24 protein-coding genes, 1 other RNA gene and 1 pseudogene are annotated in these 23,491 nt (G+C 41.3%); 12 read left to right on the top strand and 14 right to left on the bottom strand.

The window, feature by feature from the left end:
- Positions 1–13: 13 nt before the first annotated feature.
- Both FTU70_RS08360 and nudC read left to right on the top strand, forming a co-directional pair.
- On the top strand, positions 14–1,657 hold the full coding sequence (locus tag FTU70_RS08360; RefSeq protein ID WP_096902171.1) for a chemotaxis protein: 1,644 nt from the start codon (positions 14–16) through the stop codon (positions 1,655–1,657).
- Positions 1,657–2,430 carry an NAD(+) diphosphatase gene (gene nudC / locus FTU70_RS08355; protein ID WP_096902169.1) on the top strand — a complete coding sequence of 258 codons (774 nt, stop codon included), beginning with the start codon at positions 1,657–1,659 and terminating at the stop codon, positions 2,428–2,430. Before FTU70_RS08360 ends, nudC begins: the two co-directional genes overlap by 1 nt.
- A 94-nt stretch (positions 2,431–2,524) precedes the next feature.
- Here the strand turns inward: nudC and FTU70_RS08350 are convergent, their stop codons facing one another.
- The 3 genes from FTU70_RS08350 to FTU70_RS08340 form a co-directional block, all read right to left on the bottom strand.
- A complete protein-coding gene (locus FTU70_RS08350) occupies positions 2,525–3,412 on the bottom strand; it encodes an alpha/beta hydrolase (protein WP_104852296.1) in 888 nt (295 codons plus the stop codon).
- Entirely contained in the window at positions 3,402–4,079 is a 678-nt protein-coding gene (locus FTU70_RS08345; RefSeq protein ID WP_180060442.1) for a BON domain-containing protein, read from the bottom strand. The genes FTU70_RS08350 and FTU70_RS08345 overlap by 11 nt, the downstream gene beginning before the upstream one ends.
- A gap of 110 nt (positions 4,080–4,189) precedes the next feature.
- A complete protein-coding gene (locus FTU70_RS08340) occupies positions 4,190–4,618 on the bottom strand; it encodes a YraN family protein (RefSeq protein ID WP_004972647.1) in 429 nt (142 codons plus the stop codon).
- A gap of 205 nt (positions 4,619–4,823) precedes the next feature.
- Between FTU70_RS08340 and rsmI the strand changes: the two genes are divergently transcribed.
- A complete protein-coding gene (gene rsmI, locus FTU70_RS08335) occupies positions 4,824–5,666 on the top strand; it encodes a 16S rRNA (cytidine(1402)-2'-O)-methyltransferase (RefSeq protein ID WP_178319212.1) in 843 nt (280 codons plus the stop codon).
- A 191-nt stretch (positions 5,667–5,857) separates the two neighbouring features.
- Here rsmI and FTU70_RS08330 read toward each other — a convergent pair whose 3' ends face one another.
- The 3 genes from FTU70_RS08330 to ubiH form a co-directional block, all read right to left on the bottom strand.
- The gene (locus FTU70_RS08330) at positions 5,858–6,106 is read right to left on the bottom strand and encodes a hypothetical protein (protein ID WP_004972644.1); all 249 of its coding nucleotides are present in this window, start codon (positions 6,104–6,106) and stop codon (positions 5,858–5,860) included.
- 176 nt (positions 6,107–6,282) lie between these two features.
- A complete protein-coding gene (locus FTU70_RS08325) occupies positions 6,283–7,533 on the bottom strand; it encodes an FAD-dependent monooxygenase (RefSeq protein ID WP_180060441.1) in 1,251 nt (416 codons plus the stop codon).
- Entirely contained in the window at positions 7,530–8,738 is a 1,209-nt protein-coding gene (gene ubiH, locus FTU70_RS08320; protein WP_104852300.1) for a 2-octaprenyl-6-methoxyphenyl hydroxylase, read from the bottom strand. Before ubiH ends, FTU70_RS08325 begins: the two co-directional genes overlap by 4 nt.
- A 372-nt stretch (positions 8,739–9,110) precedes the next feature.
- Between ubiH and FTU70_RS08315 the strand changes: the two genes are divergently transcribed.
- Complete coding sequence (locus FTU70_RS08315; RefSeq protein ID WP_004970507.1) at positions 9,111–9,356, top strand: type II toxin-antitoxin system RelB/DinJ family antitoxin; 246 nt, start codon at positions 9,111–9,113, stop codon at positions 9,354–9,356.
- A complete protein-coding gene (locus FTU70_RS08310; protein ID WP_004970510.1) occupies positions 9,346–9,639 on the top strand; it encodes a type II toxin-antitoxin system RelE/ParE family toxin in 294 nt (97 codons plus the stop codon). Before FTU70_RS08315 ends, FTU70_RS08310 begins: the two co-directional genes overlap by 11 nt.
- 79 nt (positions 9,640–9,718) lie before the next feature.
- On the opposite strand, the gene pepP is transcribed toward FTU70_RS08310, so the two are convergent.
- Together pepP and FTU70_RS08300 are read right to left on the bottom strand one after the other, a co-directional pair.
- On the bottom strand, positions 9,719–11,053 hold the full coding sequence (gene pepP, locus FTU70_RS08305) for a Xaa-Pro aminopeptidase (protein ID WP_154320488.1): 1,335 nt from the start codon (positions 11,051–11,053) through the stop codon (positions 9,719–9,721).
- Positions 11,054–11,146: 93 nt separating this feature from the next.
- The gene (locus FTU70_RS08300; protein ID WP_180060440.1) at positions 11,147–11,785 is read right to left on the bottom strand and encodes a UPF0149 family protein; all 639 of its coding nucleotides are present in this window, start codon (positions 11,783–11,785) and stop codon (positions 11,147–11,149) included.
- Positions 11,786–11,849: 64 nt separating this feature from the next.
- On the opposite strand from FTU70_RS08300, the gene FTU70_RS08295 reads away from it, so the two are divergent.
- The 3 genes from FTU70_RS08295 (at position 11,850) to ssrS (ending at position 12,980) form a co-directional block, all read left to right on the top strand.
- A complete protein-coding gene (locus FTU70_RS08295) occupies positions 11,850–12,401 on the top strand; it encodes a hypothetical protein (RefSeq protein ID WP_180060439.1) in 552 nt (183 codons plus the stop codon).
- A gap of 1 nt (position 12,402) precedes the next feature.
- Positions 12,403–12,687: a cell division protein ZapA gene (locus FTU70_RS08290; protein ID WP_004970518.1), complete on the top strand. Its 285-nt coding sequence runs from the start codon at positions 12,403–12,405 to the stop codon at positions 12,685–12,687.
- A 110-nt stretch (positions 12,688–12,797) separates the two neighbouring features.
- Positions 12,798–12,980: non-coding RNA, 6S RNA (ssrS, locus tag FTU70_RS08285), on the top strand.
- Positions 12,981–13,027: 47 nt separating this feature from the next.
- Here ssrS and FTU70_RS08280 read toward each other — a convergent pair.
- From FTU70_RS08280 to FTU70_RS08255, 6 genes are all read right to left on the bottom strand, one after another.
- A complete protein-coding gene (locus FTU70_RS08280; RefSeq protein WP_004970519.1) occupies positions 13,028–13,429 on the bottom strand; it encodes a type II toxin-antitoxin system HigA family antitoxin in 402 nt (133 codons plus the stop codon).
- Position 13,430: 1 nt separating this feature from the next.
- Complete coding sequence (locus tag FTU70_RS08275; protein WP_019836372.1) at positions 13,431–13,721, bottom strand: type II toxin-antitoxin system HigB family toxin; 291 nt, start codon at positions 13,719–13,721, stop codon at positions 13,431–13,433.
- A 71-nt stretch (positions 13,722–13,792) separates the two neighbouring features.
- Positions 13,793–14,287 (bottom strand): flavin reductase, encoded by a 495-nt coding sequence (locus tag FTU70_RS08270; protein WP_004970523.1) that lies wholly within the window; start codon positions 14,285–14,287, stop codon positions 13,793–13,795.
- A gap of 122 nt (positions 14,288–14,409) precedes the next feature.
- A complete protein-coding gene (locus FTU70_RS08265; protein WP_179988915.1) occupies positions 14,410–15,438 on the bottom strand; it encodes a methionine synthase in 1,029 nt (342 codons plus the stop codon).
- A gap of 26 nt (positions 15,439–15,464) precedes the next feature.
- Positions 15,465–16,466 carry a putative oxygenase MesX gene (locus FTU70_RS08260; protein WP_154320486.1) on the bottom strand — a complete coding sequence of 334 codons (1,002 nt, stop codon included), beginning with the start codon at positions 16,464–16,466 and terminating at the stop codon, positions 15,465–15,467.
- A gap of 501 nt (positions 16,467–16,967) precedes the next feature.
- Positions 16,968–17,162 carry a heavy-metal-associated domain-containing protein gene (locus FTU70_RS08255; RefSeq protein WP_004970528.1) on the bottom strand — a complete coding sequence of 65 codons (195 nt, stop codon included), beginning with the start codon at positions 17,160–17,162 and terminating at the stop codon, positions 16,968–16,970.
- A 149-nt stretch (positions 17,163–17,311) separates the two neighbouring features.
- Here FTU70_RS08255 and FTU70_RS08250 point away from each other — a divergent pair, with 149 nt between their 5' ends.
- The 4 genes and pseudogenes from FTU70_RS08250 to FTU70_RS08235 all read left to right on the top strand — a co-directional run.
- Positions 17,312–19,783, top strand: a complete 2,472-nt coding sequence (locus FTU70_RS08250) for a heavy metal translocating P-type ATPase (protein ID WP_180060438.1) — start codon at positions 17,312–17,314, stop codon at positions 19,781–19,783.
- 58 nt (positions 19,784–19,841) lie between these two features.
- Positions 19,842–20,234, top strand: a complete 393-nt coding sequence (cueR, locus tag FTU70_RS08245) for a Cu(I)-responsive transcriptional regulator (RefSeq protein WP_180060437.1) — start codon at positions 19,842–19,844, stop codon at positions 20,232–20,234.
- Positions 20,235–21,092: 858 nt separating this feature from the next.
- Positions 21,093–21,794, top strand: a complete 702-nt coding sequence (locus FTU70_RS08240) for a VIT family protein (protein ID WP_096902719.1) — start codon at positions 21,093–21,095, stop codon at positions 21,792–21,794.
- A gap of 247 nt (positions 21,795–22,041) precedes the next feature.
- A pseudogene (locus FTU70_RS08235) lies at positions 22,042–23,364 on the top strand (phosphoethanolamine transferase); the annotation flags it as partial.
- Between the last annotated feature and the right edge of the window lie 127 nt (positions 23,365–23,491).

Here is a 23,491-nt window from a genome sequence, read left to right as displayed (position 1 = left end):
AAGGTGCAGATCCATGTCTTACCAAACCTCTATACATTTTGATCCAACTGCCTTACTGATAATAAAAAATGAGGTTGATAATTCTATCAAACTGGTTGAATCCGCAGTAAGCACCTTAGCAGAAGATCAAACTTTGCCTTTTGGGATTGATGATGCACTGAATCAGTTTGAACAGTGTGCTCAGGTTTTAGCCTTAATTGATATGGAAAGCTTGGCAAAAATTGCGCAATACTCAGCAGAGCTGATGCGTAAAATTATGGGGAATCCAAGCAATATCAATACGCTGGAAGTCATTGCACTTAGCGAAGGCACCACCATGCTCAAGCGTTATATTGAGTTTATTTGCCTACGTGAAGTTAAAATTCCACAATTCCTACTCGACACTTTAAACCGTTTAGAATTGGCATTGGGTAAACCATTGACTCAAGAAGGTCAGCATATTGAAACTTTATTGGACTGCATCACTCCAAGTTTCCAATTGCCGCAAGTGCCTTCTTTAGAAAAGTCGGCTTATGTGCATCGCTTATATAAACTGTCATTACATAAGCTGCTCAAGCAAGAAGAATCTGCCATGGATCTTCAAGCGATTAAACTGGTAGGAACGTATTTGGCAGGTTTGGCAGAACAACATCCGAGTCAGCAATATTGGGGCTTAGTACACGTTGCCTTTAACCATATTGATAACTTGTTGTTGAATGAGCCACGTTTGCGTACTTTTATTAGTATTGAGCACAATATGCGTCAATACTTTGCTACGCCAGAAAGCTTTACCGCCAGCTTGTCTGATCTTGCGAATGTGTTGAGCCTGTGTATTAGTCAAGAAGATGAAATTTCTCAACATATTCGCAGTCAAATGAATATTGGTGAAGACTTACTCACCGACATGCAGCTCCAAGTATTCAGCCGTCATTTATATGGTCCAGATTTTGACACCATGCATACCATTAGCGATTTGGTCACCACAGAAATGACACAAATTCGCAATGATATTGAATACAACTATCAAAACATGAGTCCTGAAAAAACGCTGGAATTACAAGGCAAATTAACAGAGTTAGCAAACTTGTTTAAAGTCTTGAACTTAAATGAAGCGCATTTGGACTTACAACGCCAAGCTGAATCATTAAGCCGTCCTGAATTACTCAAAGATGAAAACTTTGCCCAGCAATTAATGAACGTGATTTTATCGGCCATGAACTCAATCGGTGTGCTTGAACGTCACCACACCTCTAGCCGTTTGCAGTTACGTGTGAATAACATGAACATTTCGCTAGATCGTTTAGATGAAGCACACGAAGCCTTGCTGACTGAAACCAAGTTACTGATTGACTTAATCACGCAAACACTGACACAGCACCTACAAACTCAAAGTGTTGCAGATTTAGAGCATACTTCAGCGCAAATTCGTGAAGTTGCAGGGGCAATGTTGTTCTTGAATGCTGAAAGTGGTCAAAAAGCACTGAAAGTATCTGCAGATTTTGTTCATGCACAAGTTGAAGCAGGGCAAAACTTAACAGCTGAACAGGTCAACAATATCTTAGATACGCTTGCCAGTGCAGATATGCTGATTGACAATTTAAAGAACAAACAACCTGTTCTGCAAAGCATGTTTAAGGTAGCATTGGACAGTAGTGAAAAATTGAAAACTGTAGCCTAATGACTGAACTCTCACTTGCATATATTTTTCAGCAACAACAACTTTTGGTCGATGAAAACTTCCAATTACCACGTGTGGAAAAGTTGGCAAGTGATTTAAGTTTTAGCTCGGGTGATCAAGTGATTGCCCGAGATCTACTTGAAGATGAATCTATCCCTGAAGGCTTTCAACTGGTTCCAATCCGACAACTTTTACAAGTCTGGAACACCCAACAGTTTGAACAAGCTAGCCGTGCTATTCAGTTACTCGAATGGCGTCGCAATCATAAATTCTGCAGCCATTGCGGTCATAAAACCGAAGTCCATGCGACTCAATATGCCATGGTCTGCCCTGCTTGTGGCTATCACCAATATCCGCGCGTAAATCCATGTGTCATTACCGTGATTACTCGTGGTGAAGATGAAGTCTTATTGGCGCGTAATGCACGCAATAAACTGCCCATTTACGGTTTAATCGCAGGCTTTGTTGAAGTGGGTGAAACACTCGAAGAAGCAGTACGTCGTGAAACTTTTGAAGAAGTTGGCGTACAACTTAAAAATATTCAGTATCTTGCCAGCCAGCCGTGGCCTTTTCCAAGTAACTTAATGATCGCCTTTAAAGCTGAATATGCAGGCGGTGAAATTCAGTTACAGGAAGAAGAAATTCGTGATGCACAGTTCTTTAAGTTTGATCAACTGCCTGATATTCCATTTAAAGGCAGTATCGCCCATGCCATGATTATGCATGTGACCCAAGGCACGCCTGTGGCAGATGACACCAAAGCTTGGCTATAAGTCTAATTCGCAATCTTGCATTTAAAAAACCGTTGCACCCCATAAGCTGCAACGGTTTTTTTAATTGCCATTTTCCACAGAAGATCAATCAACATCACGCATCTTTAAGTGCCTGATCTAAAGCACGCATAATTTGGCGTTTGGTCGCAAAGAAACGACTAAACAAACTCGACACCGATGCCATAACACTGACATGCCCTGTTTTTGGAATGACAATAATTTCACTATGATTGCCATATTTCTTTAATACGTGGTCGAAGTCTGTGGCATTACTTGCCCCCACAATTTGATCTTTTTCTGCCACCAATAAATAGTGTTTGACTGAATTCGGCTCCACAAAATAATACGGCATCACATCCTGATACGGCACCTCTTGATCAAAGGCATCGGCACATAGCGGATCATCCTTATAATCAAAATGATAAGGCCCTGCCAAACCAATAATCGCACGAATGTGATCTTTACAGCTTAAAGCATAGGGCTGGGGATGGTACAACAAGGACATCACATTAAATGCCCCAGCCGAATGTCCCATCAATACCACCTGTGCCGTAGAAATACCCAGTTTGTGTTGCTGCTGAGTCAAGTAATTCAGTGCAAGAGTTAAATCATCAATATAGGTGGGAAAAATATGCTGTGGCGCGAGTTGATAGTTCATCACCGCAACATCAAAGCCTTCTTTTGCAAAAGCTTCGCCCACAAAACGATAATCCTGCTTATCGCCACGTGACCATGCCCCACCATGCACAAACACCATGAGTGGACACTGCGGGCGTGGTGTTGTAGTGCGGTACAAATCCAGACGATGTCGCGCACGTAAACCATAAGCAATATTGCTTTGAACGGTATAACCCTGACGTGGGGTTAAACGGTTCAGCGCATAGCTGCCCAAACTATACAGGCGAAATTCTTCATAAATACGTTTCGCCTGTTCTAAAGTTTTATTCAGTTGTTTAAACCAGTGTTCCACATTATTGAACATGTGTCGGTTCAACCTGATCTGGGTCAATCGCGACTGGCGTTTGTGTTTCTGGAGCAACCATTGGGCTGACAAAGTTCGCATTGTTGCTCGGTTGTAGCTCAATATTATCAATCAGGGTAATAATTTTAGTGACATTGCCCACTTGTTGTAGCACTTGGTTTAAATCCTGCAATTCTACATTGTTTAAACGTCCCATCACATACAACACACCATCTTCGGTATGAATACGCACTTTGCTGTCTGACACCACAGGTGCTTTCATAATCAAACCACGGGTATTTGCAGTAACCGTGGTGTCCTGCATAATGGTGCTATAGCTGATTTGATTACCCACTGTAATATAATTGTGGATGGTTTTTACATCACTCATGGCACGCACATTGTCTTCTGCCAACTGTTTTAAATGCGCGTCAGGCACTTGCCCTGTCAACAACACATTGCCATGAAAACTTTCTATATTGACACGTGATTGTTTAAAACGTGAATCCAGTTTATATAAATTAATTTTTGCAGTACGTTCAATAGAGTTATCTATAAACACTTGCCCAAGTGAGCGTGCACCACTTTCTGTACCCACTGGCGCAGTGCCTGTGCCACTTGAAATAAAACTTGCACAACCCGATAAACTTGCTACACACAGCAAGGTCACTGCAATACGCTTGAACACTCAGCAAGACTCCTATTATTTTCTTTCAATTCTGGCTTGTGCTGTGCATTTCATCCTTAGATTTGCACGATCAACAATACACCGACTGATGCTTTTGCTTTAAATTTCACTCAAAGATTAATCAAGTCTGCATCAAAAGTAAAAGCATTTTCAATCCATTGCAAATCATACGGGAATTTGGAAAAGTCTTGCTGTACTGTTTTTGCAAATTGCTGAGAAAAATCAAAGCAAATCACATCAAAACGACAATAATATTCTGAATAGTGTGGATATTCTGTTAAAAACTGCATGGCGGTTTTCATAATTTTACGCTGCTTAGATGCAGACACCACTTCGTAGGCTTTGCCATAGCCAGTTTGCGAACGCGCTTTAACTTCTACAAAAATCAGTTGTTCTGCTTGAATAAAAATACCATCTATTTCACCAAAAACACTGTGATAATTCTGCTCCAGCATACGCCAACCGTGTTGATGTAAATATTGCCAAGCCGTCTGCTCTGCCCATGTGCCAATGCTTTGCTGCAGTGTTTTTTGATTCATGCTATATCCGATTTTTTTTATTTTGTTATGGTGCGCAATCGTAGTATTCGCTGAAGTGCGATGACGCGAGTTTCACACGCCAGACTGCAATTCAGGTAGAATAAGCGCTTGGTCTGTAACTTGTATCAGACGCAAGCCAATACTGCTGTTGTTTCGTGTTCCATCATTTTTATTTTAGTTTGCTATTTCCCACGGAGAAAACTCAATGAGTGCCCAGTTATTTGTTGTTGCTACCCCAATTGGTCACTTAGATGATATGAGCTACCGTGCAATTGATGTGCTCAAATCGGTCAGCCTAATTGCAGCTGAAGATACCCGCACCTCTGCACAATTAATGAAACATTTTAATATTTCAACTCCGCTTACAGCCTGCCATGAACACAATGAAAGCAACAAGATTGATATTTTAGTCCAAAAATTACTCAATGGCGAAGACATGGCGCTCATTAGCGATGCAGGTACACCACTGATTAGCGACCCAGGTTTTAAACTGGTTCGTGCAGCACAAGCCAATGGTATTCGTGTGATTCCTGTGCCGGGTGCATGTGCAGCCATTGCAGCGCTCAGTGCGGTTGGCTTACCAAGTGATCGCTTTAGTTTTCAGGGATTTCTCGCTTCTAAACAGTCACAGCGATTACAACAACTTGAAAAGCTAAAAGATGAAACCCAAACCCTGATTTTTTATGAAGCACCACATCGAATTTTAGATTCAGTCAAAGATATGGCTGCCGTGTTTGGTGCAGATCGCCCTGTTGGCTTTGCCCGTGAAATCACCAAAACCTTTGAAACCATTAAAAAAATGACTTTAGGTGAATTGGCTGAATTTATCGCAGCAGATCATCATCAACAAAAAGGTGAAATTGTATTGGTGGTGGGGGGAGCGAGCGAAGAAAAAGACATGGAACAAGAAAAATTAGATCAATTATTGCAGCGTTTGTTGCAAGATTTATCGGTAAAAGCAGCATCACAATTGGCGGCTGATCTAACAGGGATTAAAAAGAAAATTGCCTATCAACGTGCGTTGGAATTAAGCCAAGCAGCTGAATAAGCCGATTGAGCAATAACTGTGATGACGATCATCGCGCATAAAAAAAGCATCACCCTTTATACAAGGTGATGCTTTTTTATCTTGAAGTGATAAACATTAGAGCAGCCTGCATAGTAAGCATCCCGCCCTAACTCACTCAACAGTTCAACGAATAAATTCAATCAACAAGTTCAGCAAGCACGTTCAACAGATTAGTCGCGCGCAGACTCATCTGGTGGCACTTCGGTAATTTTTCCGCCACGCGCCAAGAATGCAGCCACTTCATCTTCCAATGCCTGACGCTGTTTTAGTTTGGCAGTTACAGTGAGAGTTTCTGCTTCTGCAAGATCACCATCTACAGCACCTTCTTCTGATTCTGCTGCACCTTTTTCAGCCGCTTTCGCTTCATCTTCGTCTACAGTTGAATCTTCTACATCATCGTAATCGTTCATGTCCGTCATCTTAATCTCCCCACAAATGACTTCAATTTAGTCCAAGTGAAAACTGGTTATGAATTACGATGAAATTTAGCAATCTCTTGGCCTTTCGCATAGAGTCTAGATTAAAAAAAACGTATCTTTTTTAACCAAATTCGTAATCAGGTATGTATGACCGTACAAAAAACGACTGTTTTGCTTTAAACCGCGTAGCGTGTGTCTTTAAGCAGGCTTAATCCACTGGCTTGTGACATAAAGGCATCTTTTAACGCAGGCAGCTGCTCCACCTGTTTTAAACCAAAGTTACGTGCCCACACCACAGGGAATAAAGTGGTGGTTTCCATCCAGCCAATCGCAGACATACTATGCATCATGGCATCATTTTGTCCTTTACGACGATGCTCGTAACGCTTTAAAGTTTGCTCATGCGCCCAAACACCACGTTTGAAATCATGCAACAACACATCGCACAGTACGGCTGCATCCAGACAACCAATATTCACGCCCTGCCCTGCAAGCGGATGAATTACATGCGCGGCATCACCAATAAGTGCCAAACCATCTTGCACATAACGCTGCGCTGCACGTGCTTTCAGTGGGAAAATAGCACGTGGGGTTGCCTCTAAGACTTCCCCAAGCATGTGATGACTTTCACGAGTCAAAAGTTGGGTAAAGTCGTCATCATTCAGTTTGGCATATTCTTCGGCATAGTCATCAGGCAAAGTCCAAACAATCGACTGCCAATGCCCTTCCTGCTCGACGTGTAAACTTGCCATCGGTAAATAGGCCAAAGGACCAGTTTCTAAGAAAATTTGACGTGCAACATGCTGATGCGGCTGCGCAGTACGAATTGCACAGGTTAGACCTGCCTGACGATAATCCAACACATCAAAATCAATAAAGGCTTGTTCGCGCACAAAGGAGTTAGCACCATCTGCGCCAATGACTAGCTTAGTCTGTAATTGTGTACCATCGGCCAAATAAATGTGCCAAACGCCAACACCACGCTCTAAACGGGTCACTTTGACTTGCGTTCGATAATCTTGCACTTGTTGCAACATTTGCTGCTGAATCGCTAGATTTAAAATGCTTGGCTCGACCATTGAACCCAGAGCCTGCTCAATAGCGGGTGTACGTTCGTTACTTGCCCCAAAGTTAATTTCGCCATAGCCATTTTTATTCCAAACCTGCATGCCGCTATACGGCATATGTCGCGCCAGTTTAGACCAGACATTGACTGTTTTTAACAGGTGGATGGTGGCCTGACTTAAAGCCAATACACGCGGATTGGCAACTGCAAGGGTTTTCTCTGCATCTAAAATAGGTGCGGCATCTAAAACTGTAGCCTGCACACCCCCTTGTGCCAATAAAAGTGCAGTTAAGCCTCCCACCAAGCCGCCACCAATAATGACGACATCTAACACTTGCGTTTGTTGATTTGCTGTGATCATGCTTTTAACCCCATGGCATAATTGGCGACCAAAGGTTTAATGCCTGGAATGGTATCAAACGCGACTAAGCCTGTATTACGCATAAATTTCAGGATTGGGTTTTGATTGCTAAATCCACGTACCACGCTGTCACAGAATTTAATGACTCGCTGTTGATCTTTCAAACGCGATTGTTCATAGTCACGCAGCATTGCAGCATCGCCTAAATCTGCTGACTGTGCCGCCTGTTCGGTGAGATAACGCAATAATACGTAAGCATCTCGCATACACAAGTTAAAGCCCTGCCCTGCGACTGGGTGAATGGTATGCGCTGCATTACCCATCAGTACAACGCGACCAACCGCCTGTTTTTCTGCCAGAACTTGTGACAATGGAAAACTAAAACGACGTCCTGTTTTTTCAAACTTCCCTGCACGATCACCATAGGCTTGTTGCAAAGCATTTAAAAAGTGTTGATCATTTTCATCGCCAATCCATTCATGTTCTGTACCTTTTGGCACAGGCCACACCACAGAACGGCGATATTCACCTGGCAGGGGCAGCAACGCCAAAGGCCCTAAGTGACTAAAACGCTCAAAACCCACATGCGCATGCGGCTTGGAGGTTTGCACTGTGGTCACAATCGCTACTTGGTCATAATCATGTTCCGATGCACCAATGCCCAAGGCTTTACGGCAGAAAGAATCACGACCATCGGCAGCAATCAGTAGTTTGGCAGCAAGCTGTAATTGTTCCTGACCACGTACCGCTTCAATATAGGCAAAATCTGCATCTTGTTTAAGACTGGTGACCTGCACACCATCAATCAATTCAATCAAAGGTTGTTTACGCACTTCGGTCAGTAACACCCGACCTAACCATGCATTTTCAATCACCTGACCAAAGCTTTCGACTTTTTCTTGTTCGGCCAATAAACGTGCCTTGCCAAAACTACCTTGTTCGGTAATTTGAACTTCTAAAATAGGCGTAGCATGTTCTTGCAAGGCATCCCATAAACCTAGCTCTTGGTAAATTTGTACGCTGCGACGCGACAAGGCACTGTTACGTGCATCAAAACTGGAATGATACGGCGCAAGGTTAGCATCGTCATAATTGGGGTATTGAATCGCTTCTAGCAACTTTACTGCAATGTTTGACTTAGCCAACATCAAGGCTAAGCTTAGCCCGACCATACCACCGCCTACAATGATCACTTCTTGTTGCATGCCTTGATCCTTTTTATGAGGTATTCGACTTCAAAAGATTCAATCGAAATACGTATAATCTGTAATGGATTTTATCTTACCGCAAAGTCATTTATTTTTATAATGAATTAGTGTTGAAGCTATGGAAGATGATTAGACTTCTTGCAAATGTCCAATTCAAACTATAATTATTAGTCCCTCATCTTCTTGCTCCGAGCCATGTATGACACAAGAGAAGATAAATTCAATACTTAGTATTATTGATGGCTGATGATTGATTTTAGAATAAGCTCAACGATAAAAATGATCTCACATAATGGTTATTATACAAACTATCTTTGTAATGCATATTGCATTACAATATTTCCATACATTCAATAACTGAGAGAAGTGATGGCTACTGTTAATTTCAGGGTCGATGAAGCCCTTAAAGAAAAATCTTATTCAATCCTTAAAGAACAAGGTATCTCACCTACCGATTTCTTTACCAATATTCTTGAATATGTGGCAACGACTGGAAAGCTTCCAGTACAGAAAGCGTTGCTTTCAGAAGAAGATGCTGAACTATTGGCACTTGTCCGTAAACGCATGAATGATCCTAAAGAGATGTTCGAGGAAGTCACATTAGATGACTTATAATCTTTTACGTCACAAGGACTTCACTGCAGAATGGGAAAAGCTTCCGAGTGCTATCCGCGACCAATTCAAGAAAAAATTAGCCAAAGTCATTGAGCAGCCACATATTCCAAAGAACATGCTTAAAGGTGATCTTGCTGGCTGCTATAAAATCAAATTATTAAAAGCGGGTGTCCGACTTATTTATCAGGTCAAAGATGATCAGGTCGTTATTTTGCTCATTACCGTTGGAAAGCGTGCTGATAACATTGTTTATGATGAAGCAAAAAAGCGGATCAAAGACTAAAAATTATTTACATACTCAAAATTTACACGCGCTTTCTAATAAAAAAGCTGATCACTTGACCAGCTTTGATTAGACCCAATTAAGCAGATTTAGCTTTTGCCATCAATGCTTCAATCTCTTCTACGGTTTTCACCACTTTTGAAGTCAGATTCAATGGCCCGTTCGCAGTCGCAACAATATCATCTTCAATACGGATACCTATACCACGCCATTTAGCATCTACCGTTTCATCATCGGGTGCAATGTATAGACCCGGTTCAACGGTCACCACCATACCTTCTTCATAAACACGCCAGTCTTCACCGTGTTTATAGCTGCCGACATCATGCACATCCATACCCAACCAATGCCCTGTACCGTGCATATAAAACTGGCGATAACTTTCCGAAGCAATAATTTCTTCTAAATTGCCCTGCATAATGCCTAGATCAAGCAAACCTTGCACCAAAATACGCACCGCAACATGGTGTGGTTCTTTATAGGAGTTACCAATTTGTACAGCTTCAATTGCTGCAATTTGCGCATCCAATACAATGTTATACAGTGCTTTTTGTTCTGGACTGAATTGACCATTCACGGGAAAAGTACGGGTAATATCTGAGGCATAGCACTGATATTCACAGGCTGCATCAATCAGGACTAAATCGCCATCTTTAAGCACTTTGTCATTTTCGACATAATGCAAAATGCAGGCATTTTCACCACCACCGACAATACTGTTATAGGCAGGTACGCAGCCATTTTTACCAAAAATATAATTCAGTTCAGCTTCTAGCTCATATTCCATCATGCCTGCTTTTACTGTTTGCATGGCACGAGTATGTGCTTCTGCACTAATATTTGAAGCAATTTGCATCAGTTCCAATTCAGACTCAGTTTTATGCAAACGCATTTCATCCAGCAAACGATCTAACTGAACAATTTTGGCAGGTGCAGTATTGCCTTGACGATGTTGTGCATCAGCTTGTTGGTTCCATGCCGCAACACGTACATCAAATTCAGTCTGATGCCCCAAGCGATAGTACAACGTGTCTTTATTGACAATTTTGGCGATGATTTCTGCATCTAATTGCGCAATTGCAAAAGACTCATCTGCCTCAAACAGCTCAATTGCACCTTCTAAACCTGCGCGATAACCATTCCAGATTTCCATTTCACGGTTACGTTCACGGCAGAACAACGTGTAGGTATAACCTTCATCAATTGATTCATAGGTTTCAATCACCGCAACTGCTTCAGGTTCAGCAAAACCTGTTAAATAGAAAAAACTGCTGTCGGCACGATATTTATAATCTGCATCACGATTACGCATTGCCACAGGACTGGTTGCAATAATTGCGACACTATTGGGTCCCATCAGTTCTGCAAGTTGATCACGACGTTCTTTAAATTCGACTTGAGTCAGTTTTTTCATAAATACGGTCTACATATATAAAATGATGAAAATATGATTGTTGTAATGACTTAAAGCACCTTACACCGACATACTTAGGCACACAACGCCCGATTAACTCGGACGGTGTGGCGTAAACATTTCAACAACAGCACTTGCGTTTTGTGTTGTTTGTACGGTTTGTTGACGCGACTTAGCATGTAAGTTTTGCAATAAAGAGCTTTCTTCTACAGACACTTTTTTACGTCCTACAGATAAACTCACAGGAATCAAACGTACAAATTCATACAATTCCTGATAGCTTTCTTCGCCTTCTTCATCATTGTCTGAATCTTCAAATTCAACCGCAGCAACATCTTGTAAATGCTCAATCAGTTCAATTTCATCTGAACGAATATGCCCAGAAGCCAAACCAAAACCAAGCACAACGCCTGCACACCAATCTGCCAAAGCTTGCACACGTTCTTGTAAAAGATGTTCATCATCTGGCAATAACGGCAGATAATCTAACTCATCTTCAGACAAAGTATGTGCGACATCTTCCGATTCATCGGTTAAAAGTGACAGTGCGGCTGGCTCTAATTCTGGCACATTGAGGGTTTCTAAAATCTGCTGCCACTCGGTTTCAGTTGGTGCATTTGTCACACAAACTATACCTGTCAGCAAGCCATGTAACTCACTTGGGCTTGAAATTTCTTCAATGTTAGAAAAATTGCGGAACCATTCCGACCAACCTGAAATATCGTCTTGCATTCGTTTATCCAATCTCTATACTTCGTATATATTACCTTTGTTTGCAATACTGTGCGACCACGATATGTTAGAAGAATTACAGCGTCTACAAGCGCATATTGATGTTTTAAAAACACGAATTGATCATTATGAAAGTGAAAATACCGCCCTCAGCACAGCCAAGCAAACTGCTGAGGAACAGCATCATGCACAAATTGTGCAAAGAAACAGCATTATTACTGCCAAGCAAGATGAAATTGAGAATCTGACTGAGCAATTAAGCAGCACTCAGGCGCAATTTCAGCAGTTAAACCAAGATGCGACAGCACTGGCAGACCGTTACAGTCGTTTGGAAAAAAGCTGTACTGATTTGAAAAACCGCTTTCAGGAAATTTTGGCTGAGCGCAATGAATTACGCATTCTGAAAGAAAAAATGCTGAATGATCAGCGTATGAATCAGCATGAAATTCAGACACTCAAACAAGAACGTGAAAGATTGTTACAAAAAAATGAGCATGCCAAAGCCAAAGTTGAAGCTATTATTCAGCGTCTTGCAATTTTAGGTACAGCTCAAGATCATCATGCGCAAGAAATTCAACAACTTGCCCACCCTGCCGAAGTGAGCGAGGAAGGTTAATATGTCAGTTCAAATTCCAATTGATTTACGTGTTTTAGGACATAGTTTCCGTTTAGCCACAACTGAAGAAAAAAGAGAAGATTTAGAGCGTGCAGCACAATTATTGAATGAACGCTATGATGAGTTTCGTCGTAAAGCGCCCAATATGGAACCGAGCAAACTGATTATTGTGGTGGCTTTAGAGTTGATGCAAGAGGTTCTTTCTATGAATAAATCTTTGCAGCATTATGAGCATTGTGAGCGTTTACTCAGCACCATTTTGCAAGAAGTTGAAGCCCTTACTTAAGTGTCGTTTTTTTGACTTAAGTTTGCATAAAGGCTATGCAAACAAGCTCTATCTTTACAGTTAATTCGTGAACATGAGTTGCCAAGCAACTGAGATGGGTTATACTAATTCTAACTCTGAGGTGTTCGCCAGCGAGTCTATATCCCTGCCGATACTTAAATCTTAGGATTGTGTTCTGCATATTTAGAGCGTATGCCCATCTCGTATGGGAAACCCAGCAAGTATGCGTCGCGTCCGCCTTGAACTTTTTCGGGTTCAGGGTAACGACATGCAGCGGCATCTTCGGAGCTATTTATTTTTAAATATCTAAAAATAAAATGTCTAAAAAATATAAAATCGTTTAGAAAAATGTATCAGCAGAAACCTTAAACCGCTCAGACAGCGCTTTAATATGACGAATATTCAACTGGCGTTTGCCGCTTAAAATCTCCGAAATCACAGATTGAGTTGCAACCTCTGCCAAGTCAGATTGACCTAATCCATGTTGCGCCATTAAAAAAGCTAAAGCAGCACGACCATCTCCATGAGGAATAGGCAGGTGTTCATTTTCATAAACAGAAACCAAGTCACCGAGTTGATGAATCAGCCCCATTAAAGGATGCGTTTCATCATCACCAACAATATCTAAAAGCTCATCTAAAGCCTCGACAAGTGCATGAAAATCTTTTTCATTTTCTGGTTTACTCAGCAAAGGAGCAACGTAGTGCCAGTGATCTACAGCCTGTTTAATCATTGCGTTCATACTAATCCTCCTTCCAATGACCTTTGTCATATTCTTTATGGGATAACACATGACGAATATACACACGCTTTGCCTGATACATCACAACAGCAATAAGTCGAATCTTATTCCCACCAATATCGAATACATGAAACTTTCCAACTTTATCAACTGCTGGAAATAACTGCTTCATTTCGGCAAAGTCTTTCGGATCATTTGCCTTAATAATTCGATACCAACCATCGAGTGCTGTTTCAGCCTGTGGCCACTTGTGCATTGCCTCTATAATTCTAGCGTGGGTGATCACATGCATAATATTTTATCGCATTTTGCTATAAATCAAGTATAAACTGATTATCGCATATTGCAATATTTTATAGCGAATTAAACAAACTCAGTTTCACCAACTTGATGATAGTGACGATTAAAATAAACCAACGCCTGATCTTGTTGATTTTTTTGAATGGCAACTATTGGGCAAATAAAAATAGTATGCGTCCCCACTTCTTGAATTTGCGAAATTTCACAATCAAAGCTGACCAATGCATTTTTTAATATAGGAGCGCCCGTTTCCAAAGCAGCCCATTCAGCCTGCTTAAAACGCTCATCGGAACTCAATTTTGATGAGGCAAATGCATTGGAAAGATGTTCTTGTTCTGCATTTAGCACATTCACACACAGCACTTTATTCTCTAAAAAACTGAGATGAGAACGCGATGATTTGTTCATACACACCAATAATGTTGGCGGTGTATCTGTCACGCTACATACCGCAGATGCAGTAAAACCATGACGTCCTGCATCTCCCATTGTCGTCACTACATTGACTGCACTTGATAAGAAAGACATTGCATTTTTGAAGTCTGTTGCTTTAACCATCACCGTATTCCAACACTCAACTTTTTTAGAAAGTTCAAAGGATGCTTTTTGCCTGAAAAAGCATCCCTGATTCACTTAACTTAAATTCACTTGGCTTGAATTCACTTCGCCTGATCGAACGCTTAACTAGATAATTCTTGGCGAATAATCTTCGTACCAGCAGCCAAAGCCTGTAACTTGCCTCGTGCAACCTGACGACTCAATGGTGCCATTCCACAGTTAGTCGATGGGTACAACTTGTTAGCATCGACAAATTGCAATGCTTTGCGCAATGTATCTGCAACTTCATCGGCTGTTTCAATCGTATTCGTTGCGACATCAATCGCACCCACCATCACCTTTTTACCACGGATAAGTTCAAGCAAATCCATCGGAACACGTGAGTTGTGACATTCCAGTGAGATAATATCCAAATTAGACTGCTGTAGTTTTGGGAAAACTGCTTCGTATTGACGCCATTCTGAGCCGAGTGTTTTTTTCCAATCGGTATTGGCTTTAATGCCATAGCCATAGCAAATATGCACGGCTGTTTCACATTTCAAACCTTCTAACGCGCGCTCTAATGTTGCCACGCCCCAGTCATTCACCTCATCAAAAAACACATTAAACGCAGGTTCATCAAACTGGATGATATCCACGCCTGCTGCTTCAAGTTCACGCGCTTCCTGATTCAGGATTTTGGCAAATTCCCACGCCAGTTTTTCACGGCTCTTGTAGTGCGCATCGTATAAAGTATCAATCATGGTCATAGGACCAGGCAGCGCCCATTTGATGGGTTGATCTGTCAGTGAACGCAGGAATTTGGCATCTTCAACAAAGACTGGTTTTTGCCTAGAAACTGCACCCACCACAGAAGGGACACTGGCATCATAACGATCACGAATTTTGACTGTTTCACGTTTTTCAAAATCGACACCTTCAAGGTGTTCAATAAAGGTGGTGACAAAATGCTGACGGGTTTGCTCCCCATCACTCACAATATCAATCTCTGCTTGCTGTTGTTCATGCAGTGATAGACGTAGCGCATCTTGTTTTGCGTCCAGTAATTCTTGCCCTGTTAATTTCCAAGCTGACCAAAGCTTTTCAGGTTCTGCGAGCCACGAAGGTTTAGGTAAACTGCCAGCCGTTGAGGTCGGTAATAAAATAGCCATTTTGAATCTTCTATCTGTATTTTAAGTTAAGCAACACGTTCTTGATTGGCAGCATGTAGCGGCACGAACTTGGCAGCCCATTGTTCAAGAATATCTTGATAAGGCTTGATAAAGTTTTCTTCAGTCCATTTGCCCTGCTTGACTGCCAACTGACCTCGCTCAACACGGTCATATACAACTTGGGTTAATGAATAATCCTGATAATTCAAACTTGGCTGATAGACCTCGCCTGCAGGTGAGTTGGTGTTATAAATTTCAGGACGATAAATTTTCTGGAAACTTTCCATAGTACTGATGGCACTGATCAACTCAAAATCTGTGTAATCATGCAGTAAATCGCCAGAAAAATAGAACGCAAGCGGTGCATTGCTATTTTCAGGTTTGAAGTAACGCACGGTTAAACCCATTTTTTCAAAATAGTCATCGGTTCTTGAATATTCATCATTTTTATATTCTGTACCTAAGACAGGATGCACATTGGTCGTACGATAATAAGTTTTTGTGGTTGATACGCTCAGGCAAATCACAGGTTGTTTTTGAAACTCAGCTTGGAACACTGCTGAACTGACCAAATGCTGATAAAGCTTGCCATGTAAATCACCAAAACTTTCAGGCTTTTCATTTACTTTGCAGCCTAATGCTGGCAAGACCACACTAAAATCATAATCACGAACATACGATGAAAAACTGTTGCCAATCATGCCTTCAATACGTTCATTTGTTTGATGATCTGTGATCGTACTTTTTAGCATTTCAATGAATGGAAAAGTTTTGCCATTTCCTTCAATATCAATTTCTGCAGAAATAATGTCGATTTCAAGCGAATAACGATCACCTTTTGGGTTATCGCAAGATGCCAGCGAGTTAAAACGATTATTGATCATCGCTAAAGTTCTGCGTAAATTTTCCTGACGGCTTTCACCACGCGCCAAATTTGCAAAATTGGTGGTTAAACGCGTGTTGTTAGCAGGTTCATAGTTTTCGTCAAAACGAATACGTTTAATTGAACAGGTGAATGGCTTTGTCATGATGATCTACTACCCAAATTTAAAAAGTTAAAATTTCTGAATGAGGGTATTTATACTGGAACGACAAAGTGAATAAAAATGATTTAACCTCAGTCCAAAGTGAATTTTATTCACCTTAATTTAAAATATGCAGCAAAACATCTAAAAATGATGGTTTTTCTGTTATCCCTTAAATTTAAAAATTAAAATAAATATTTCAATAACAACAAGTTAAAACCAAAAAATATTTTTATTCCGATAAATATTGAAGAGTATATTTTAGAGGACAGCACATAGTTCATTCAGTAGATTTCAGCCCTGAATGAATGAAACTCAGCTTGAAGTTAGAAAATCTCAGCTTCTGATTGGCTTGGTTTAGCATCTTCGTGATCAAAATGTATTCAGTTGGTCACATCAAAAAACAACGAGAAAAAAATCGGCAGGCAAAAAAATAGGTCAATTCGTCAGTTGACCAATTGACCTTACGATAAGCTCACTCGGAGCTTCTTAGATGATGCAGTTTTATTGAACTTGTGCAGGAAAATCATCTTCTGCCAATGCAGCGGTAATTTGATCTACTGTTGCAGTGCTTTCCACAGTCACAATTTTAGTCGCTAAATCGACTTCAACTTTTGCAGCAGGATCAACATCTTGAATGGTTGCCGTGACACCACGTGCACAACCGCCACAAGTCATATTTTCAATCAATAGTTTCATTGCGAACTCCACACTTCTGCCTTTGTTGAACTGTAGTTTAAAGCTTACTATGCTGGCAAGGTCAAGCCTATTTTGGGCTAAAATTTACTTGACCTTACCATCGTGTCAATCTATATGCTAAACACATCCTCCAAATTATAGAGACGACCATGGACGCAAAACACCCAAATGCCTCTCCCTATCAGGAAACTTTGTCTATAGAAGGCATGACCTGTGCCTCATGTGTCGGGCGTGTCGAAAAAGCCTTAAAAAAAGTCGATGGTGTAGAAAAAGCTGAAGTGAATCTTGCAACAGAAAAAGCACTGATTCACGCATCGCAACCTTTAGACCGTGCACTGCTCATTAAGGCAGTGCAACGTGCAGGTTTTGATGTAGCTGCCATTCAACCAATAGAACTGTCTATTGATGGCATGACCTGTGCCTCGTGTGTAGCACGTGTCGAAAAAGCCTTAAAGAAAGTGTCTGGTGTAGAACAAGCCAATGTCAATTTGGCGACTGAACGCGCATGGATTCAACCGAATGCCACAGTTTCTAGCCAAGACCTGATTCGAGCGATTCAAAAAGCAGGTTATGACGCCAAACTGCTGCAACACGACTCTAACGAACAACACGATAAAAAGAATCTGGAACAGCAACAACTGAAACGTGATTTAGTAATTTCACTGATTTTAGCCTTGCCTGTATTTATTCTGGAAATGGGCTCACACATGATTCCCGCCTTTCACATGTGGGTGATGCACAATATTGGGCAACAACAAAGTTGGTTGATTCAATTTGCTTTAACCACATTGGTGCTGCTGTTACCAGGACGTCGTTTTTATCAAAAAGGGATTCCAGCGCTGTTACGTTTTGCGCCTGATATGAACTCTTTGGTGGCTGTGGGAACTTTGGCTGCATACAGTTTTTCATTGGTAGCGACATTTATGCCACAGCTTTTACCAGAAGGCACAGTGCATGTTTATTATGAAGCTGCGGCAGTGATTGTCAGTTTAATTTTGCTAGGGCGCTATTTCGAAGCCAAAGCCAAAGGTCGCACTTCACAAGCCATTCAGCATTTAATTGGTATGCAAGCCAAAACTGCGCGTATTCATCGAGATGGTCAAATCATTGAAGTACCTGTGGCAGAAGTCAGTTCCAATACCATTGTCGAAATCCGCCCGGGTGAACGTATTCCTGTAGATGGTGAAGTAGTCGAAGGTCATAGTTATATAGATGAATCGATGATTACAGGTGAACCTGTTCCTGTGGCAAAACAAGTGGGCAATCAAGTTGTAGGCGGTACCATCAACCAAAATGGCACACTAAATATTCGTGCTACTGCCATTGGTGAAGCTTCGGTGTTGGCGCAAATTATTCGTATGGTCGAACAAGCGCAAGGCTCTAAATTACCTATTCAAGCCTTGGTGGATAAAGTGACCATGTGGTTTGTACCTGCCGTGATGTTATTGGCTGCACTTACTTTTATTGTGTGGTTTATTTTTGGCCCAGAACCTACCCTAACCTTTGGTTTAGTCAATGCAGTCGCTGTTCTAATTATTGCCTGCCCATGTGCGATGGGTTTAGCCACACCGACTTCAATTATGGTGGGAACAGGTCGTGGCGCAGAAATGGGCGTGCTGTTTCGTAAAGGCGAAGCTTTGCAGCTTTTGCAAGATGTTAAAGTGGTCGCGGTGGATAAAACAGGAACGCTCACCGAAGGCAAACCAACATTAACCGATTTTCATGTGCAATCGGGTTTTGATGCAGATCAGGTCTTTGCACTTTTGGCATCGGTAGAAGCGAAATCTGAGCATCCCATTGCACTGGCGATTGTGCAAGCTGCAACAGAAAAGCAAGTCAGTTTACTGCCTGTGACCGAGTTTGACAGCATCACAGGTTCAGGTATTGAAGCACTGGTGAATGGTCAACGTATTCAGATTGGTGCAGACCGTTATATGCAACAAATTGGGCTAGATGTTAGCGCTTTTAATGCAGAAGCTGCACGTTTAGGACAAGAAGGCAAAACACCCATTTATATGGCGATTGATCAACAACTGGCAGCCATTGTTGCCGTTGCAGACCCAATTAAAGACACGACTTTTGCTGCTATTGCAGCGTTGCATCAACTGGGTTTAAAAGTGGCGATGATTACGGGAGATAACCGACATACGGCTCAGGCAATTGCTGCACGTTTACAGATTGATCATGTGGTGGCCGAGGTTTTACCTGAAGGCAAGGTCGATGTTGTACGTGAATTACAACAGCAATTTGGACGTGTGGCTTTTGTGGGTGATGGTATTAATGATGCCCCTGCTTTGGCACAAGCCGATGTTGGAATTGCGATTGGGACAGGTACAGATGTTGCGATTGAAGCAGCCGAAGTTGTATTGATGTCGGGCAATTTACAAGGTGTGCCCAATGCAATTGCTTTGAGTAAAGCCACCATCCGCAATATTCGTCAAAATCTATTTTGGGCATTTATTTATAATATTGCCTTGATTCCAATTGCTGCAGGCGTGCTATACCCGTTTGCAGGTATTTTGCTCTCGCCTATTTTTGCTGCAGGCGCGATGGCATTATCTTCAGTGTTTGTATTGGGTAATGCGCTCCGCTTAAAATATTTCCAAGCAGCACAGGTTTAAATGCAACACACAAAGGGTTTAGAAGATTGTTCTACGCCCTTTTTATGAGAGAAGTCACATGAATATTGGTCAAGCCTCTAAGCTATCGGGTATTTCCAGCAAAATGATTCGTTATTATGAGCAAATTGGTTTGCTGGATAGCGCCATACGCTCTGCTTCGGGTTATCGGATTTATTCTGAGCAAGATTTAAAAACTTTGTCTTTTATTAAGCATGCACGGGATTTGGGTTTCTCTTCTGAGCAAATGAAAGAATTGCTAGGTTTATGGAAAAATGCTGACCGACAAAGTGCAGAAGTAAAGCAGCTCACACTTAAACATATTGAAACCTTAAAACAGAAGATTGCGCAATTACAGGAAATGGCGAACTGGCTACAAAGCTCTGCAGATCATTGCTCTGGGGATGAGCAGGCAGATTGTGTGATTTTGAAGGATATTGAGTTGGGGAAGTGATTTGGAATTAAGCCTCCCCCATTCAAACAAGACCTGACAGTTATCCACTTGTTAGAAACCATTGTTGTATCTGTCAGCTTAAATTTGACTTAGGAAATCTACATCCCTATCTTTTTTAATACATAGCATAAAAAAAATCACACTTTGGGGAAGTGTGGGGGGAAACTTTGAATATCTGTTACTTTATGGGAGCGTATTATATATAAAAACAATTTGAATTAGTGAGCATTCTATATAATTTACGAGATAAATTTAACACTTTTTAAGAATCTCTCCAATAAACTGCACAACAATCAAGTTTTAGCACTATTCATTACGCATATTTTAGCGCGGTAATTCATACCCTTTTTCATTAATTAAACGAACCGCAGCATCACAGACTTCTGCATCATAAATTGTACCGTGTCCACGTATGACTTCTGCAAGTGCGACATCTACCCCTAATGCGAGGAGAAATAAATGACTTTAAGTCAAATACGTCTGGCGATACTAAGTCACGAGATAATTTAGGCATACTTTACCCTGCACCCAACCGATGAATGGTTTTTAGACTGACTTCGCTCACTACAGGTACGACAATATTCTGAAAAGACATCACGATATTTCCTATTTACTTGCAAGCCTGATTGAATCAATCTCTTTTATCATCTTACAAGCTATTGATCATTTTTTAAGGCATTTAAAGGTTGAAATTTAAGGAAATTTTATAAAAAACTCCAAGCTCAAACTCAAAAACCACATTACGACTTCATCTATTTTGTGAAATACCTCTCATTTTTAAACGATAAATTTTTTAGAATGATTTATGCTATATCACACATCAATAAACGAAAATTGAATAACAAGAGAGTTTGATCTATGCCACATTCTTACCACCTCGAAAAACACTATATTGAACGGTCTGGATGGTTACGTGCTGCAGTATTGGGTGCGAACGATGGGATCATTTCTGTGACCAGTTTGGTCGTGGGGATGGCAGCCAGTGGTGCATCTTCTCAAACATTGTTAATTACCTGTATTGCAGGCTTAATTTCGGGCGCTGCTTCTATGGCAGCAGGTGAATATATTTCGGTGAAATCTCAACAAGACATTGAACAAAATGACCTTGCGATGGAAGCACGCGAATTAAAACTCAATCCAGAGCATGAGCTAAAAGAACTCACCAATATTTATATGATTCGCGGTTTAGATGCCGAATTGGCAGAACAAGTCGCCATACAACTGACTGCACACAATGCTTTAGATGCCCATGCCCGTGACGAAATTGGTATTTTAGAACACACCTCAGCGCAGCCATTTATGGCAGCTTTTTCGTCGGCATTGGCATTTACTGTAGGTTCATTATTCCCGTTGGTGTCTATTTTACTCTTACCTGAACATCTGTTAGACAAAGGCGTAATGTTGGTTGGTGTAATTAGTCTAGGGGTTATGGGTGCGCTTGCCAGCTATGTCGGTGGTGCAAGTATGTGGAAAGGCGCATTGCGTGTCATGATCTGGGGTATTGTCGCCATGGTATTCAGTGCGTGGATTGGTTCAATGTTCCATGTCGCTGTGGCTTAAAAAATCTAGGAAATTCAGTGTAAATCTCTGCCCTATCTTTGGATAAAAATATATTCAGAGATAGGGGGAAACTTCAGAAATAGCGTGAATGAGCAGCTTGCCCATACAAAGTTTACATCTCTAAAATTTCTTCTATCTTCAAAATTATTCCAATAAACCCCACAACATATTTAGCCCACAATTTTAAGTCCGTTTTAAGTTTCAAATTTTAAGCTAAAGCATCTTAAGGTCTTTTGAATCATTGACGATGTCTAAACAGCCCCAATCACCACTTGCTCCGTCTTTCTTTGCCCGACTGCGCTTTTGGCAAAAACCAATTTCATTATTCTATTTCAATCTGCTGCTTGCCTTATGGTTAGGCTTGGTATTGAACTATGGATTTTATGAGAAAATTCAACAATTCACGCCTTATCAGGGCATTAAAGCCATAGGCTTATTGAGCGCAACCGTGATCGTGATCATATCGGCGTATAACCTATTGCTGCAATGGCTGAACTGGCGTTGGAATGCCAAAATATTAGCCAGTATTTTGATTGTAGTCGGTGGATTCAGCGCTTATTTTGTTAATAGCTTGGGCGTAGTGATTACCGCAGACCAAATTCAAAATATGCTGCAAACCGATGTACGTGAAGTACGTGATCTTTTGTCTGTACGCTTAGTGGTTTGGAGTGTGCTGTTTGTACTATTGCCATTGGTCTTGGTGTGATCTGTTAAAATTCAGCCGACTCATTTTGCCCGTCAATTACTGCAAAAGACTTTAGGCAGTGTAGTTTCGATTGTGCTGATTTTGGGTTTATTGTTCTGTTTTTATGTGGATTATGCTGCAATCTTCCGCGAGCATCGTGATTTAAAAGGCATGCTTTCTCCACAAAATGCGATTGCCTCTAGTCTATCGTATTATAAAAAGAAAGCACCCAAACAGAATTTGCCGCTGCTGCGCTATGGTGAAGATGCACATTTAATTCAACGTGCGCAAACAGGCACAGCACCCAAAATTATGCTGTTGGTGGTTGGTGAAACTGCACGTGCCGAAAGCTTCTCGCTGAATGGCTACGCAAAAAATACCAACCCTGAACTCTCTAAGCTGCCTGTGATTAATTTCACTCAAGTCAGCTCTTGTGGTACAGCCACGGCTGTTTCTGTGCCGTGCATGTTCTCGGGGATGCCACGCCAAAATTATGATGAACAACTGGCAAGTCACCGTGAAGGATTACTGGATATTGCTCAGCGTGCAGGTTATCAAGTCACTTGGATTGATAACAATTCAGGCTGTAAAGGTGCCTGTGATCGGGTGCAGCAATATCAAATTCCTGCAGAACTAAAACAAAAATGGTGTGATGCCAGCGGTGAATGTTTAGACGAAATTTTAGTAGACAGTTTACAGGCTTATCTTGCTCAACTGGACCCGAAAGACACGCGCTCACATTTAATTGTATTGCACCAAATGGGCAGTCATGGACCTGCTTATTTCAAACGCTCAACCGCAGCTTATCAACCCTTCCAACCGACGTGTAACAGCAATGCGATTCAGGGGTGCAGTGCCGATGCCTTACGCAATACCTATGACAACAGAGGTGGTCCCACTTGTTTGAACAACTAAAAGCGTATTTATAAGTGATATTCCGCTCTAGTTAAGCCACCTTGTTTTGTTGGGGTAGCTGATCATAGTAAAACTCATTTGGTGTCATTTTGTCTAG

It is taken from the genome of Acinetobacter sp. YH12135 (assembly GCF_013418565.1).
In the GTDB taxonomy this organism is placed as follows: Bacteria; Pseudomonadota; Gammaproteobacteria; order Pseudomonadales; family Moraxellaceae; genus Acinetobacter; species Acinetobacter towneri.
The sequence above is the reverse complement of the archived record's forward strand: the minus strand, read 5'-3'. Positions and strand labels throughout refer to the sequence as shown.

What these genes read in the sequence shown, in the direction of transcription:
- FTU70_RS08360 (WP_096902171.1), top strand. Translation starts at nt 14, where the DNA reads ATGTCTTACCAAACCTCTATACATTTTGATCCAACTGCCTTACTGATA.
- nudC (WP_096902169.1), top strand. Translation starts at nt 1,657, where the DNA reads ATGACTGAACTCTCACTTGCATATATTTTTCAGCAACAACAACTTTTG.
- FTU70_RS08350 (WP_104852296.1), bottom strand. Translation starts at nt 3,412, where the DNA reads ATGTTCAATAATGTGGAACACTGGTTTAAACAACTGAATAAAACTTTA.
- FTU70_RS08340 (WP_004972647.1), bottom strand. Translation starts at nt 4,618, where the DNA reads ATGAATCAAAAAACACTGCAGCAAAGCATTGGCACATGGGCAGAGCAG.
- rsmI (WP_178319212.1), top strand. Translation starts at nt 4,824, where the DNA reads ATGAGTGCCCAGTTATTTGTTGTTGCTACCCCAATTGGTCACTTAGAT.
- FTU70_RS08330 (WP_004972644.1), bottom strand. Translation starts at nt 6,106, where the DNA reads ATGACGGACATGAACGATTACGATGATGTAGAAGATTCAACTGTAGAC.
- FTU70_RS08325 (WP_180060441.1), bottom strand. Translation starts at nt 7,533, where the DNA reads ATGATCACAGCAAATCAACAAACGCAAGTGTTAGATGTCGTCATTATT.
- ubiH (WP_104852300.1), bottom strand. Translation starts at nt 8,738, where the DNA reads ATGCAACAAGAAGTGATCATTGTAGGCGGTGGTATGGTCGGGCTAAGC.
- FTU70_RS08315 (WP_004970507.1), top strand. Translation starts at nt 9,111, where the DNA reads ATGGCTACTGTTAATTTCAGGGTCGATGAAGCCCTTAAAGAAAAATCT.
- FTU70_RS08310 (WP_004970510.1), top strand. Translation starts at nt 9,346, where the DNA reads ATGACTTATAATCTTTTACGTCACAAGGACTTCACTGCAGAATGGGAA.
- pepP (WP_154320488.1), bottom strand. Translation starts at nt 11,053, where the DNA reads ATGAAAAAACTGACTCAAGTCGAATTTAAAGAACGTCGTGATCAACTT.
- FTU70_RS08300 (WP_180060440.1), bottom strand. Translation starts at nt 11,785, where the DNA reads ATGCAAGACGATATTTCAGGTTGGTCGGAATGGTTCCGCAATTTTTCT.
- FTU70_RS08295 (WP_180060439.1), top strand. Translation starts at nt 11,850, where the DNA reads ATGTTAGAAGAATTACAGCGTCTACAAGCGCATATTGATGTTTTAAAA.
- FTU70_RS08290 (WP_004970518.1), top strand. Translation starts at nt 12,403, where the DNA reads ATGTCAGTTCAAATTCCAATTGATTTACGTGTTTTAGGACATAGTTTC.
- FTU70_RS08280 (WP_004970519.1), bottom strand. Translation starts at nt 13,429, where the DNA reads ATGAACGCAATGATTAAACAGGCTGTAGATCACTGGCACTACGTTGCT.
- FTU70_RS08275 (WP_019836372.1), bottom strand. Translation starts at nt 13,721, where the DNA reads ATGCATGTGATCACCCACGCTAGAATTATAGAGGCAATGCACAAGTGG.
- FTU70_RS08270 (WP_004970523.1), bottom strand. Translation starts at nt 14,287, where the DNA reads ATGGTTAAAGCAACAGACTTCAAAAATGCAATGTCTTTCTTATCAAGT.
- FTU70_RS08265 (WP_179988915.1), bottom strand. Translation starts at nt 15,438, where the DNA reads ATGGCTATTTTATTACCGACCTCAACGGCTGGCAGTTTACCTAAACCT.
- FTU70_RS08260 (WP_154320486.1), bottom strand. Translation starts at nt 16,466, where the DNA reads ATGACAAAGCCATTCACCTGTTCAATTAAACGTATTCGTTTTGACGAA.
- FTU70_RS08255 (WP_004970528.1), bottom strand. Translation starts at nt 17,162, where the DNA reads ATGAAACTATTGATTGAAAATATGACTTGTGGCGGTTGTGCACGTGGT.
- FTU70_RS08250 (WP_180060438.1), top strand. Translation starts at nt 17,312, where the DNA reads ATGGACGCAAAACACCCAAATGCCTCTCCCTATCAGGAAACTTTGTCT.
- cueR (WP_180060437.1), top strand. Translation starts at nt 19,842, where the DNA reads ATGAATATTGGTCAAGCCTCTAAGCTATCGGGTATTTCCAGCAAAATG.
- FTU70_RS08240 (WP_096902719.1), top strand. Translation starts at nt 21,093, where the DNA reads ATGCCACATTCTTACCACCTCGAAAAACACTATATTGAACGGTCTGGA.